This window comes from Amycolatopsis sp. NPDC104819 (assembly GCF_055583145.1).
In genome coordinates this window covers 1-12,194 of record NZ_JBVJON010000024.1, presented here as the reverse complement: position 1 = coordinate 12,194, position 12,194 = coordinate 1, and the positions used below count along the sequence as shown (strand labels likewise).

Below are 12,194 nucleotides of genomic sequence, written 5' to 3'. Positions count from 1 at the left end.
AGTACCCCGGATTCCTCCCGTCGAGCGGGAATTCACAGACTCTTCTCAGCCGGGCAAACCGCGCATACCGGCTGCCCAGCCAATGGCTCAAGAAAATACCTTTGTTCCGGTTGACCGTCGCGGCGTCACCGGGTAGGAAGAAGCCGCAAAGGATTCGCATCAAACCTTTGGGGCGGCTGATGGCACGCAGGCGAGGCATGCTCACGCTGGACGAGCTCCGGGCGCGCGTGGACGCGGGCACGATCGACACCGTGCTCGTCGCGCTCACGGACATGCAGGGCAGGCTCCAGGGCAAGCGCTGCTCGGCCGAATACTTCCTGGACGAGGTCGTCGGCCACGCGACCGAGGCCTGCAACTACCTCCTGGCCGTCGACGTCGACATGAACACCGTCGACGGCTACGCGCTGTCCTCCTGGGAGAGCGGCTACGGCGACTTCGTGCTGCGTCCCGACTTCGAGACGCTGCGGGAGATCCCCTGGCAGGAGGGCACCGCGCTGGTGCTGGCCGACGTCGAGCGGGTGCAGGGCGGGTCCGTCGACGTCTCGCCGCGGCAGATCCTGCGCCGGCAGCTCGACCGCCTCGCCGAGCGCGGGCTCGGCGCCTACGTCGGGACCGAGCTCGAGTTCATCGTCTTCGAGGACACCTACGAAGCCGCCTGGGACAAGCGCTACGCCGGTCTCAAGCCAGCCAACCAGTACAACGTCGACTACTCGATGCTCGGCACCGCGCGCCTCGAGCCGCTGCTGCGCCGCATCCGCAACGAGATGGCCGGAGCCGGCCTCTACCCGGAGTCCGCCAAGGGCGAGTGCAACCCCGGCCAGCAGGAGATCGCCTTCCGCTACACCGACGCGCTCACCACCTGCGACAACCACAGCGTCTACAAGAACGGCGCCAAGGAGATCGCCGCGCAGGAGGGCAAGAGCCTCACGTTCATGGCGAAGTACAACGAGCGCGAGGGCAACTCCTGCCACATCCACATCAGCCTGCGCTCGACCGAGGGCCGCGCGGTGCTCGCCGGTGACAACGAACACGGCTTCTCGAAGCTGATGGAGCACTTCCTCGCCGGCCAGCTCGCCGCGCTGCACGAGCTGACCTACTTCCTCGCGCCGAACATCAACTCTTACAAGCGGTTCGTGCCCGGCAGCTTCGCGCCGACCGCGATCGCCTGGGGCACCGACAACCGCACCTGCGCGCTGCGGGTCGTGGGCCACGGCGAGTCGCTGCGCGTCGAGAACCGCGTGCCGGGCGGGGATGTCAACCCGTACCTCGCCGTCGCCGCGCTGATCGCCGCCGGTCTCCACGGCATCGAGAACGAGCTGGAGCTGGAAGAGCCCTTCACTGGCAACGCCTACCACTCCGACCGCGGCACGGTCCCGACCACGCTGCCCGCGGCCGCCGCGGCCCTCGCGGGCAGCGAGATCGCCCGGAGCGCGTTTGGCGACGACGTCGTCGAGCACTACCTGAACGCGGCGAAGATCGAGGTGGACGCCTACAACGCCGCCGTCACCGACTGGGAGCTCATCCGTGGTTTCGAGCGCCTCTAAGCCCGTCATCGGGCTCACCAGCTACCTCGAACCCGCGAAGTTCCTGGTCTGGGAGACCGAAGCCGTGCTGCTGCACCGGGTCTACGTCGACTGCGTCGTCGCGGCCGGCGGCGCCCCGGTGGTGCTGCCCCCGGTGTCCGACGCCTACGACGAACTCGTGTCCACTGTGGACGGCCTGGTGCTCACCGGCGGCGCGGACGTCGAGCCGGAGCGCTACGGCCAGGAGCAGCACCCCGCCACCTACACCCGGCCGAACCGCGACGCCTTCGAGTTCGGCCTGTTCGAAGCGGCCCGGCGCCAGGGCAAACCGGTGCTCGGCGTCTGCCGCGGCCTGCAGGTGATGAGCGTCGCCCTCGGCGGCACCCTGACCCAGCACCTGCCCGAGGCCCGGGACACCACCGAGCACCAGCCCGCGCCCGCGACGTTCGGCCGGGGCACCGTCACGCTGGCCGAGGGCAGCCGGGCCGCCGCGATCCTCGGGTCCGAGACGAAGACGCTGTGTTACCACCACCAGGCCGTCGACCGCCTCGGCGCCGGCCTGGAACCCGTCGGCTGGGCCGCCGACGGCACGGTCGAAGCCGCCGAGGTCCCGGGTGAGTTCACCTTGGGCGTCCAGTGGCACCCCGAGCAGGACACCGACGACGTCCGGCTGTTCCAGGCCCTCGTCGAAGCGAGCAAGGAGAGGAAATGACGACGTTCGACGTCCTGAACCCCGCCACCGAGGAGGTGGTGCGGACCGTCCCGCTGACCGGCGCCGAGGAGACCGACGCGGCGATCGCCCGCGCCCAGGCGGCGTTCCCGGCGTGGCGCGACGTCACTCCCGGCGACCGCGCGCGGCTGCTGCGCCGCTTCGCCGACGCCGTCGAGGCCGACATCGAGAACCTCGCGCGGCTCGAGGTCGAGAACTCCGGGCACACCATCGGCAACGCCCGCTGGGAGGCGGGCAACGTCCGCGACGTGCTCAACTACTACTCCGCCGCGCCGGAGCGCCTGCTCGGGCAGCAGATCCCGGTGCCGGGCGGGGTCAACGTCACCTTCCACGAGCCGCTGGGCGTCGTCGGCGTGATCGTGCCGTGGAACTTCCCGATGCCGATCGCCGGCTGGGGCTTCGCGCCCGCGCTCGCCGCCGGCAACACCGTGGTCCTCAAGCCGGCCGAGCTGACGCCGTTGACCGCCATCCGGCTCGGTGAGCTGGCGCGCGAGGCGGGCATCCCCGAGGACGTCTTCCAGGTGCTGCCCGGCAAGGGATCCGTGGTGGGCCAACGGTTCGTGGACCACCCGGGTGTGCGCAAGGTCGTCTTCACCGGCTCCACCGAGGTCGGCAAGCAGATCATGGCCGGCTGCGCGGCGCAGGTGAAGCGCGTGACGCTGGAGCTGGGCGGCAAGAACGCGAACATCGTCTTCGCCGACGCCGACCTGGAGAAGGCCGCGGCCACCGCGCCCTACGGCGTCTTCGACAACGCGGGCCAGGACTGCTGCGCGCGGTCGCTGATCCTGGTGCAGGCGAGCGCGTACGACCGCTTCATGGAGCTGCTGGAGCCCGCGGTGCACGGCGTCGTCGTCGGCGACCCCGGCGACGAGAAGACCGAGATGGGCCCGCTGATCTCGGCCGCGCACCGGGAGAAGGTCGCCTCCTATGTGCCGGACGACGCGCCGGTCGCGTTCCGCGGCACCGCGCCGGAAGGCCGTGGCTTCTGGTTCCCGCCGACCGTCCTCACCCCGCCGGACCTGCGGCACCCGGCCGCGGCGGACGAGGTCTTCGGCCCGGTCGTCGCGGTCGTGCCGTTCACCGAAGAGGCCGATGCGCTGCGGATGGCCAATGCGACCGAGTACGGCCTGTCCGGGTCGATCTGGACCCGCGACGCCGGCCGCGCGTTCCGGGTGGCGCGCGGCGTGGAAGCCGGCAACCTGTCCGTCAACTCGCACTCTTCGGTGCGCTACTGGACGCCGTTCGGCGGGTTCAAGCAGTCCGGCCTCGGCCGCGAGCTGGGCCCCGACGCCGCGGCGGCGTTCACCGAAACCAAGAACGTCTTTCTGAGCACGGAGGAGTAATGGTCCAGCGTTTCGAAGGCCGCGTCGCGGTGATCACCGGCGGCGCGAGCGGCATCGGGCTCGCCTCGGCCCGCCGTCTGGCGAGCGAAGGCGCGAAGGTCGTCATCGCGGACCTGACGCCGGTCGAGGGCAAGGCGGCCGCGGACGAGATCGGCGGCGCGTTCGTGCAGACCGACGTCACCGACGCCGAGCAGGTGGAGAGCCTCTTCCACACCACGGTCGAGCAGTTCGGCTCGGTCGACGTCGCGTTCAACAACGCCGGCATCTCCCCGCCCGAGGACGACTCCATCCTGACCACCGGCATCGACGCGTGGGAACGGGTCCAGCGGGTCAACCTGACGTCGGTGTACCACTGCTGCAAGGCCGTCCTGCCGCACATGCAGCGCCAGGGTCGCGGGTCCATCATCAACACGGCGTCGTTCGTCGCGGTGATGGGCGCGGCGACGTCGCAGATCTCCTACACCGCGTCCAAGGGCGGCGTGCTCGCCATGAGCCGTGAGCTCGGCATCCAGTTCGCGCGCGAGAACATCCGCGTTAACGCGCTGTGCCCGGGGCCGGTCAACACGCCGCTGCTCAAGGAGCTGTTCGCGAAGGACCCGGAACGCGCGGCGCGGCGCCTGGTCCACGTGCCGGTCGGCCGGTTCGCCGAGCCGGAGGAGATCGCGGCGGCGGTGGCGTTCCTGGCCAGCGATGACGCCAGCTTCATCACGGCGTCGCAGTTCCTGGTCGACGGCGGCATCTCCGGCGCGTACGTCACTCCGCTCTAACGCTTGGTCGGTTTCTTGACGCCGTAGACCTCCCGGAGGTAGCTCCAGGCGGCGTTGAGCTTCTTGCGCTCTTCGGAGACGAGCCGTTCGCGGCGCCGCAGCACGCGAACGGCGATCTCCGAGGCGAGGAACGCGCCGGCGGCGAAGGTCAGGACGCCGACGATCAGGGTCAGGGCGATGACGGTGGTGGTCATGGTCACCAGCGTCGAGCCGGCGTGGGCGATTTGTCCCTGCGCAAAACTAGCGGGTTTCGTTAGCTTTGTGAGGTGACGCACTGGCGCGCCGACGAGTGGGCGGAAGCGGTCCGGGCCGGCATCCGCGCGAGGGGGCTTTCCTTCGACGAGGCCGCGCGACGCATCGGCGTCCCGACGTCGACGCTGCGCAGCTGGGTCGAGCACCGGCACGCGCCGAAGGTGACCGTCTTCGACCACTGGGCCCAGCTCGCCGAGGTCACCGGGCTCAGCGAGGCGGACCTCCTGCGCGTCGCCGGCGTGCTGCCCGACTCCCTGGCCAGCCCGGTGCACGTCGCTCACGCCGCGAAGGCGCTGCGGGAAGGCATCGACCAGGCCGGGCAGTTCCTCCGGCAGGCCACCGCGCTCGTCTACTCCTCGCCCGGCACCCAGGTCGCCAACCTCATCGCCGCGTCGCCGGTCGACTGGGAGATGCGGATCCGGTCCGCCACCCGCGGGGACGAGGTCCGCGTCACCTACCACCACTACGTCGGGATCGTGCCGCCGCGGGACTTCCCGTTTTCCGAGGAAGAGGCGCGGCGGATCCTCGAACACGACGTCCTCGGCGAGCTGTGGCGGCCGCTCGGGCTGTACTGGCGGGTCGCCGAGGTGCACGACTGGCACGAGCCGCCGCGGCTGGTCATCCAGGTGCCCGAGCAGGAGGCGACGCGCCCGCCCGCGCCGTCGCCGGTCGTGGCCGCGCCGCCGGTTGTCGTGCTGTCGCCGATCTGGGGGTACGGCGAGCTGCTCGCGTCGCTGGTCGCCGACGGGCTCGGGTTCGGCAACGTCGACTTCCGCTACTTCGGCCTGCCCGACACGATGGCCGACCGCGTCCGGATCACCGCCCGTGAGCTGGCCGAACCCGCGCCGCGGCTGGTGCACTCGGTGCCGCCGATCATGCTGCTGCACGGCCTGGCCGTCCCCGACCTGACCGGACGGCTCCCGGTCGTCGTCCGCTACGGCCCCCGGATGCGCGCGCGGGCCGCCCGGATCTACCGTTCGGCGCTCCTCGAAGCGGGCTTTGACGATCCCCTCGACGGCGCCCGCGCGATCGAGGAGGCGGTGTCGGTGCCCCCGGGCCACGCTTACTTCGAAGTGACGCTGGCCGACGAGGACGTCTTCGACGGCGCCCGCCCGAGCCTCGACCGGCTCAACGACACGGTGGCTTGGCTCGCGGAGCAGATCGTGGAGCAGGTGCTCCTCGGCGCCGGGCACCCGCCGGTGCCACTCGGCGGGCCGTTGAAGCGGCTGGTGCTGCCTTCGGGCCGGGTGCGCCGGCCGCCTGTGCTGGCGGGGAGCGCCGTGCGTCGAGTCGCGCTCGAAGACTGATGTGGCGTTGCCCGTGTGAAGTAGACTGATCTCGCAGGCGGCAGGTACGGTAACCGCCACAACTGCAGATCGGGCCGTCGAGCCGAGGCGGGAGAGCCCTCACGAACGTGGTGGGGCACCGAAGGAGCAAACTCCCCGGAATCTCTCAGGTAACCGCTACCGCTTCGCGCGAGGCCACTCTGGAAAGCAGGCGCACCCGCGCCTCACCCAAGGTGAAAGCCGCTTCACACGCGGTGAAACTCTCAGGTGCCATGACAGAGGGGGAGTTCCCAGCGCACCCGTGTGCGCCCGGCCTGAGGAGCTCCCGATCACTTCTACGCAGTTCGACGCCCGCCACATCGGCCCGTCCGAGGCCGAGCGCGCGAAGATGCTGGCCGAGTGCGGTTACGGCAGCCTGGACGCCCTCGTCGGCGCCGCCGTCCCGAGCGCCATCCGCGCGACCCGTGAGCTCACCCTCCCGCCGGCCGCGTCCGAAGAGGACGCCACCGCCGAGCTGCGCGCCCTCGCCGCGCGCAACCGGCCGATGACGCAGATGATCGGCCTCGGCTACTCCGACACTGTCACCCCCGGCGTGATCCGCCGCAACGTCCTCGAGAACCCCGCCTGGTACACCGCGTACACGCCCTACCAGCCGGAAATCTCCCAGGGCCGGCTCGAAGCGCTCCTCAACTTCCAGACGATGGTCGCCGACCTGACCGGCCTGGCCACCGCGAACGCGTCCCTGCTGGACGAGTCGACCGCCGTCGCCGAGGCCGTCACGCTGATGCGTCGCGCGTCCAAGTCGAAGTCCAACAAGGTCGTGCTCGACGCCGAGTGCCTGCCGCAGACCATCGCCGTCGTGCGGACCCGCGTCGAGGCGCTCGGCATCGAGGTCGAGGTCCGCGACCTGCTCACCGGCCTCCCGGACGAGTTCTTCGGCGTCGTCGCCCAGTACCCCGGCGCGTCCGGTGTGCTGCGCGGCCGCGGCTTCTACCACGCGATTTCCGAGTCGGCGAAGGCCGCGGGCGCGCTGTTCACCGTCGCCGCCGACCTCCTCGCCCTCACTCTGATCACCGCGCCGGGCGAGTTCGGCGCCGACGTCGCCGCCGGGTCGACGCAGCGCTTCGGCGTCCCGCTCGGCTACGGCGGCCCGCACGCCGGGTACATGTCCGTCCGCTCCGGCCTCGAGCGTTCGCTGCCCGGGCGCCTGGTCGGCGTCTCGGTCGACGCCGACGGCAACTCCGCCTACCGCCTCGCGTTGCAGACCCGTGAGCAGCACATCCGCCGCGAGAAGGCGACGTCCAACATCTGCACCGCGCAGGTCCTCCCGGCCGTGCTGGCCGCGATGTACGCGGTCTACCACGGCCCGGACGGCCTCAAGCGGATCGCCCAGCGCGTCCACGGCCTCGCCGCGGGCTTCGCGGACGCTCTCCGCAAGATCGGCGTCGAGGTGGTGCACGAGTCCTTCTTCGACACGGTTGTCGCACGGGTCCCCGGCCAGGCCGCCGAGGTCCACGCCGCCGCCCGCGAAGCCGGGATCAACCTCGGCCACGTGGACGCCGACCACGTGCGGGTCGCCTTCGACGAGGTCAGCACCTCCGCGATCGCCGCGAAGGTCCTGAAGGCGTTCGGGGTCGAGGAAGACGTCCAGGACGGCGTCGCGCTCCCCAACGGTCTCGCCCGCGAGAGCGGCTTCATGGGCCACGAGGTCTTCGGCAGCCACCGCTCTGAGACGGCGATGCTGCGCTACCTGCGTCGCCTGTCCGACCAGGACTACGCGCTCGACCGCGGCATGATCCCGCTCGGCTCCTGCACGATGAAGCTCAACGCCACCACCGAGATGGAGCCGATCAGCTGGCGCGAGTTCGCCGGCATCCACCCGTTCGCCCCGGCCGAGGACGCTTCCGGGTACCACACGCTGGTGGGGCAGCTGGCGGACTGGCTGGCCGAGGTCACCGGCTACGACCAGGTGTCGCTGCAGCCGAACGCGGGCAGCCAGGGCGAGCTCGCCGGGCTCCTCGCGATCCGCGCGTACCACCGCGCGAACGGCGACGAGGCTCGTGACGTCTGCCTGATCCCGTCGTCCGCGCACGGCACCAACGCCGCGTCCGCGGTGCTCGCCGGGATGCGCGTGGTCGTCGTGAAGTGCACTGACGAGGGCAACGTCGACCTGGCCGACCTGCGGTCCAAGGTGGACAGCCACCGCGACACGCTCGCCGCGATCATGGTCACCTACCCGTCCACGCACGGCGTGTACGAGCACTCGATCGACGAGCTGGCCAAGATCGTCCACGACGGCGGCGGCCAGGTGTACGTCGACGGCGCGAACCTCAACGCCCTGCTGGGCCTGGCCAAGCCGGGCGAGTTCGGCGGCGACGTCTCGCACCTGAACCTGCACAAGACCTTCTGCATCCCGCACGGCGGCGGCGGCCCCGGCGTCGGCCCGGTCGCGGTGCGCGCGCACCTCGCGCCGTACCTGCCGAACCACCCGCTGCTCGACGCCGCGGGCCCGGAAACCGGCGTCGGCCCGATCAGCGGCGCGCCGTACGGCTCGGCGTCGATCCTGCCGATCTCCTGGGCCTACGTCCGGATGATGGGCGCGCCCGGCCTGACCGCCGCGACGAAGGTCGCCGTGCTGGCCGCGAACTACGTCGCCTCGCGCCTCGCTCCGCACTACCCGGTGCTCTACACCGGCCAGGACGGCCTGGTCGCGCACGAGTGCATCCTCGACCTGCGCCAGCTCACCAAGGAGACCGGCGTGACGGTCGACGACGTCGCGAAGCGGCTCATCGACTACGGCTTCCACGCGCCGACCATGTCGTTCCCGGTCGCGGGCACGCTGATGGTCGAGCCGACCGAGTCCGAGGACCTGGGCGAGATCGACCGGTTCTGCGACGCGATGATCGCCATCCGCGCCGAGATCGACGAGGTCGCGGCGGGCAAGTGGAGCGCGGAGGAGTCGCCGCTGCGGGGCGCCCCGCACACCGCGGAGACGCTGGTCGGGGAGTGGGACAAGCCCTACAGCCGCGAGCTGGCCGTGTTCCCGGCCGGGGCGTCGCGCAAGAACAAGTACTGGCCGCCTGTGCGGCGCATCGACGGCGCCCGCGGGGACCGTAACCTCGTCTGCTCCTGCCCGCCCCTCAACGCTTACGAAGGCTGATCCCGACGTGTCGAAGGAAACCTCCCTCCACGGAGTCCACAAGGGACTCGGTGCGCTGTTCACCGACTTCGCCGGCTGGTCCATGCCGGTCCGCTACGCCAGCGAGCTGGCCGAGCACAAGGCCGTCCGCGAGGCGGCCGGGCTGTTTGACCTCTCGCACATGGCCGAAATCCACGTCACCGGCAAGCAGGCGGCCGACGTCCTGGACTTCGCGCTGGTCGGCAACCTCACCGGGGTCAAGCCCGGCCGGGCGCGCTACACGATGATCTGCGACGCGTCCGGCGGCGTGCTGGACGACCTCGTCGTCTACCGCCTGGCCGACGAGCACTACCTGGTCGTCGCGAACGCGGGCAACGCGAAGGTCGTCGCCGACGCGCTGGCCGAGCGGGTCGCGGGCTTCGACGCGGTGGTCGACGACCGGTCCGAGACGACCGCGCTGATCGCCGTCCAGGGCCCGAACGCCGTCGCGATCCTCGGCTCCGTGACCGACGCCGACCTGGACGCGTTGAAGTACTACGCGAGCGTCCCGGCGGTCGTGAAGGGCCACGACGTCCTGCTCGCCCGCACCGGCTACACCGGCGAAGACGGCTTCGAGCTGTTCGTGAACGCCGACGAGGCGCCGGCGGTCTGGCGGATCCTGACCGAGGCGGGCGAGGGCCACGGCCTGGTCCCGGCCGGGCTGGCCTGCCGCGACACGCTGCGGCTGGAAGCCGGAATGCCGTTGTACGGCAACGAACTCACCCTCGACCAAAGCCCGTTCGAGGCCGGGCTCGGGCGGGTCGTCAAGTTCGAGAAGCCGGGTGACTTCGTCGGCCGCGCGGCGCTGGAAGAGCGGTCCAAGGCCGACGTCCCGCGCGTGCGGGTCGGTCTTCGCGGAGCGGGACGTCGTGCGCCGCGGCACGGTTACCAGCTGCTGTCGAACGGCGTCGAGATCGGCGAGGTCACGAGTGGGGCGCTGTCGCCCACGCTGGGTTACCCGATCGCCATGGCGTACGTCGATCGGGCGTACGCCGAGCCCGGCACCGAGCTCTCCGTCGACATCCGGGGCAGGATCGAGCCCGTCGAAGTCGTCGCCCTGCCCTTCTACTCCCGCGCGTAAAGGACTTACTGAACCGTGAGCATTCCCGAGAACCTGCAGTACACCAAGGAACACGAGTGGCTGTCCGTCTCCGACGGCGTCGCGACGGTCGGCATCACCGCCTTCGCCGCCGAGTCGCTCGGTGACATCGTGTTCGTCCAGCTGCCCGACGCCGGCGCGACCGTGACGGCGGGCGAGGTGTTCGGCGAGGTCGAGTCGACCAAGTCCGTCAGCGAGCTGTACGCGCCCGTGTCCGGCGAGGTCGTCGAGGTGAACGGCGCCACTTCGGACACCCCCGAGGTCATCAACTCGGACCCGTACACGGAAGGCTGGCTGCTGAAGGTGCGGCTCACGGGCGACGTCCCCGAGCTGCTCGACGCCGCCGCGTACGCCAAGCTCACCCAGGAGAACTGATGACGACCTTCGACGCCCACCTCGCCGACGTCGACCCCGAGGTCGCCGCGGCCGTCGCCGACGAGCTGACCCGCCAGCAGTCCACGCTGGAGATGATCGCGTCCGAGAACTTCGCCCCGGTGGGCGTGCTCGAAGCGCAGGGTTCGGTGCTGACCAACAAGTACGCCGAGGGCTACCCCGGCCGCCGGTACTACGGTGGCTGCGAGCACGTCGACGTCGTCGAGCAGCTCGCCATCGACCGCGCGAAGGCGCTCTTCGGCGCCGAGCACGCCAACGTCCAGCCGCACTCGGGCGCGCAGGCCAACGCGGCCGCGATGTTCGCGGTGCTCAAGCCGGGCGACACGATCCTGGGCCTCGACCTGGCGCACGGCGGCCACCTGACGCACGGGATGAAGATCAACTTCTCGGGCAAGCTCTACACCGTGGTCGCCTACCATGTCGACAAAGAGACCGGCATCGTCGACCTGGCCGAGATCGAGCGTCTCGCCGTCGAGCACAAGCCGAAGCTGATCATCGCCGGCTGGTCCGCCTACCCGCGTCAGCTCGACTTCGCCGAGTTCCGCCGCATCGCCGACCTCGTCGACGCCCGCTTGATGGTGGACATGGCGCACTTCGCCGGGCTGGTCGCGAGCGGGCTGCACCCGTCGCCGGTGCCGCACGCCGACATCGTCACCACGACCACGCACAAGACCCTCGGCGGCCCGCGCGGCGGGCTCATCCTCTGCCGCGAGGAGCTCGCGAAGAAGATCAACTCGGCGGTGTTCCCCGGTCAGCAGGGCGGGCCGCTGGAGCACGTCATCGCGGCCAAGGCCGTCGCGCTGAAGATCGCCGCGAGCGAGGAGTTCAAGGAGCGTCAGCAGCGGACCCTCGAAGGCTCGCGGATCCTGGCTTCGCGCTTGTCCCAGTCGGATTGCGCTGACGCCGGTGTCCGTGTCCTGACCGGCGGCACCGACGTCCACCTGGTGCTGGTCGACCTCGTCCAGTCCACTCTGGACGGTCAGCAGGCCGAGGACCGGCTGCACGAGGTCGGCATCACGGTGAACCGCAACGCCGTCCCGTTCGACCCGCGCCCGCCGATGATCACCTCGGGCCTGCGCATCGGCACCCCGGCGCTGGCCACCCGCGGCTTCCAGGCCGAGGACTTCACCGAGGTCGCCGACGTCATCGCCGAGGCGTTGAAGCCCGACTTCGACGACGCTCTCCGCTCGAAGCTGCGTGACCGCGTCGAGGCGCTCGCCGCGAAGCACCCGTTGTACGCGGGCCTTTCGCGATGAGCGCGCTGCCCGAGGGCCGGAAGCTGCTGCGGCTGGAAGTCCGCAACAGCGAGACGCCGATCGAGAAGAAGCCGCCGTGGATCAAGACGCGGGTGCGGATGGGGCCGGAGTTCACCGAACTTAAGGGTCTGGTGCGCCGCGAAGGTCTCCACACTGTGTGTGAAGAAGCGGGTTGTCCCAACATCTACGAGTGCTGGGAAGACCGTGAAGCCACCTTCCTGATCGGCGGTGACCAGTGCACCCGCCGTTGTGACTTCTGTCAGATCGACACCGGCAAGCCTGCTGCTTTGGACCGCACTGAGCCGCGCAAGGTCGCGGAGTCCGTGCAGGCCATGGGTCTCCGGTACTCGACGGTGACTGGTGTTGC

Annotated in this window: 10 protein-coding genes, 1 pseudogene and 1 riboswitch; of the genes and pseudogenes, 10 read left to right on the top strand and 1 reads right to left on the bottom strand. The window is 70.6% G+C overall.

The genetic code is table 11. The features are described from left to right. Positions 1-179: 179 nt before the first annotated feature. From ACZ63E_RS44135 to ACZ63E_RS44120, 4 genes are read left to right on the top strand one after another with little or no spacing between them, the layout of a single operon-like run. Complete coding sequence (locus ACZ63E_RS44135; protein ID WP_465342298.1) at positions 180-1,544, top strand: glutamine synthetase family protein; 1,365 nt, start codon at positions 180-182, stop codon at positions 1,542-1,544. Next, positions 1,525-2,235, top strand: coding sequence for a gamma-glutamyl-gamma-aminobutyrate hydrolase family protein (locus tag ACZ63E_RS44130; protein WP_465342297.1), 711 nt, complete (start codon positions 1,525-1,527; stop codon positions 2,233-2,235). The genes ACZ63E_RS44135 and ACZ63E_RS44130 overlap by 20 nt, the downstream gene beginning before the upstream one ends. After that, on the top strand, positions 2,232-3,596 hold the full coding sequence (locus ACZ63E_RS44125) for an aldehyde dehydrogenase family protein (RefSeq protein ID WP_465342296.1): 1,365 nt from the start codon (positions 2,232-2,234) through the stop codon (positions 3,594-3,596). The genes ACZ63E_RS44130 and ACZ63E_RS44125 overlap by 4 nt, the downstream gene beginning before the upstream one ends. Further along, entirely contained in the window at positions 3,596-4,363 is a 768-nt protein-coding gene (locus ACZ63E_RS44120) for a 3-oxoacyl-ACP reductase (protein WP_465310480.1), read from the top strand. The genes ACZ63E_RS44125 and ACZ63E_RS44120 overlap by 1 nt, the downstream gene beginning before the upstream one ends. Here the strand turns inward: ACZ63E_RS44120 and ACZ63E_RS44115 are convergent. Further along, on the bottom strand, positions 4,360-4,557 hold the full coding sequence (locus tag ACZ63E_RS44115; protein ID WP_285454732.1) for a hypothetical protein: 198 nt from the start codon (positions 4,555-4,557) through the stop codon (positions 4,360-4,362). The two genes, ACZ63E_RS44120 and ACZ63E_RS44115, sit on opposite strands and share 4 nt — an antisense overlap. 72 nt (positions 4,558-4,629) lie before the next feature. On the opposite strand from ACZ63E_RS44115, the gene ACZ63E_RS44110 reads away from it, so the two are divergent. The 6 genes and pseudogenes from ACZ63E_RS44110 to ACZ63E_RS44085 form a co-directional block, all read left to right on the top strand. Further along, positions 4,630-5,922: a helix-turn-helix domain-containing protein gene (locus tag ACZ63E_RS44110; RefSeq protein WP_465342295.1), complete on the top strand. Its 1,293-nt coding sequence runs from the start codon at positions 4,630-4,632 to the stop codon at positions 5,920-5,922. A 78-nt stretch (positions 5,923-6,000) separates the two neighbouring features. Further along, positions 6,001-6,094, top strand: a riboswitch (glycine riboswitch). A gap of 135 nt (positions 6,095-6,229) precedes the next feature. Further along, positions 6,230-9,061 carry an aminomethyl-transferring glycine dehydrogenase gene (gcvP, locus tag ACZ63E_RS44105; protein WP_465342355.1) on the top strand — a complete coding sequence of 944 codons (2,832 nt, stop codon included), beginning with the start codon at positions 6,230-6,232 and terminating at the stop codon, positions 9,059-9,061. Positions 9,062-9,068: 7 nt separating this feature from the next. Then, positions 9,069-10,160: a glycine cleavage system aminomethyltransferase GcvT gene (gcvT, locus tag ACZ63E_RS44100; RefSeq protein ID WP_465342294.1), complete on the top strand. Its 1,092-nt coding sequence runs from the start codon at positions 9,069-9,071 to the stop codon at positions 10,158-10,160. A 15-nt stretch (positions 10,161-10,175) separates the two neighbouring features. Further along, on the top strand, positions 10,176-10,553 hold the full coding sequence (gcvH, locus tag ACZ63E_RS44095; protein WP_465310483.1) for a glycine cleavage system protein GcvH: 378 nt from the start codon (positions 10,176-10,178) through the stop codon (positions 10,551-10,553). Next, positions 10,553-11,827, top strand: coding sequence for a serine hydroxymethyltransferase (gene glyA, locus ACZ63E_RS44090; protein WP_465342293.1), 1,275 nt, complete (start codon positions 10,553-10,555; stop codon positions 11,825-11,827). Before gcvH ends, glyA begins: the two co-directional genes overlap by 1 nt. Beyond that, positions 11,824-12,194 (top strand): annotated as a pseudogene (locus ACZ63E_RS44085) (lipoyl synthase); the annotation flags it as partial. The gene glyA and the pseudogene ACZ63E_RS44085, both read left to right, overlap by 4 nt.

Coding starts and splice junctions, on each gene's coding strand:
- ACZ63E_RS44125 (WP_465342296.1), top strand. CDS start 2,232: ATGACGACGTTCGACGTCCTGAACCCCGCCACCGAGGAGGTGGTGCGG.
- ACZ63E_RS44120 (WP_465310480.1), top strand. CDS start 3,596: ATGGTCCAGCGTTTCGAAGGCCGCGTCGCGGTGATCACCGGCGGCGCG.
- glyA (WP_465342293.1), top strand. CDS start 10,553: ATGACGACCTTCGACGCCCACCTCGCCGACGTCGACCCCGAGGTCGCC.
- ACZ63E_RS44135 (WP_465342298.1), top strand. CDS start 180: ATGGCACGCAGGCGAGGCATGCTCACGCTGGACGAGCTCCGGGCGCGC.
- ACZ63E_RS44115 (WP_285454732.1), bottom strand. CDS start 4,557: ATGACCACCACCGTCATCGCCCTGACCCTGATCGTCGGCGTCCTGACC.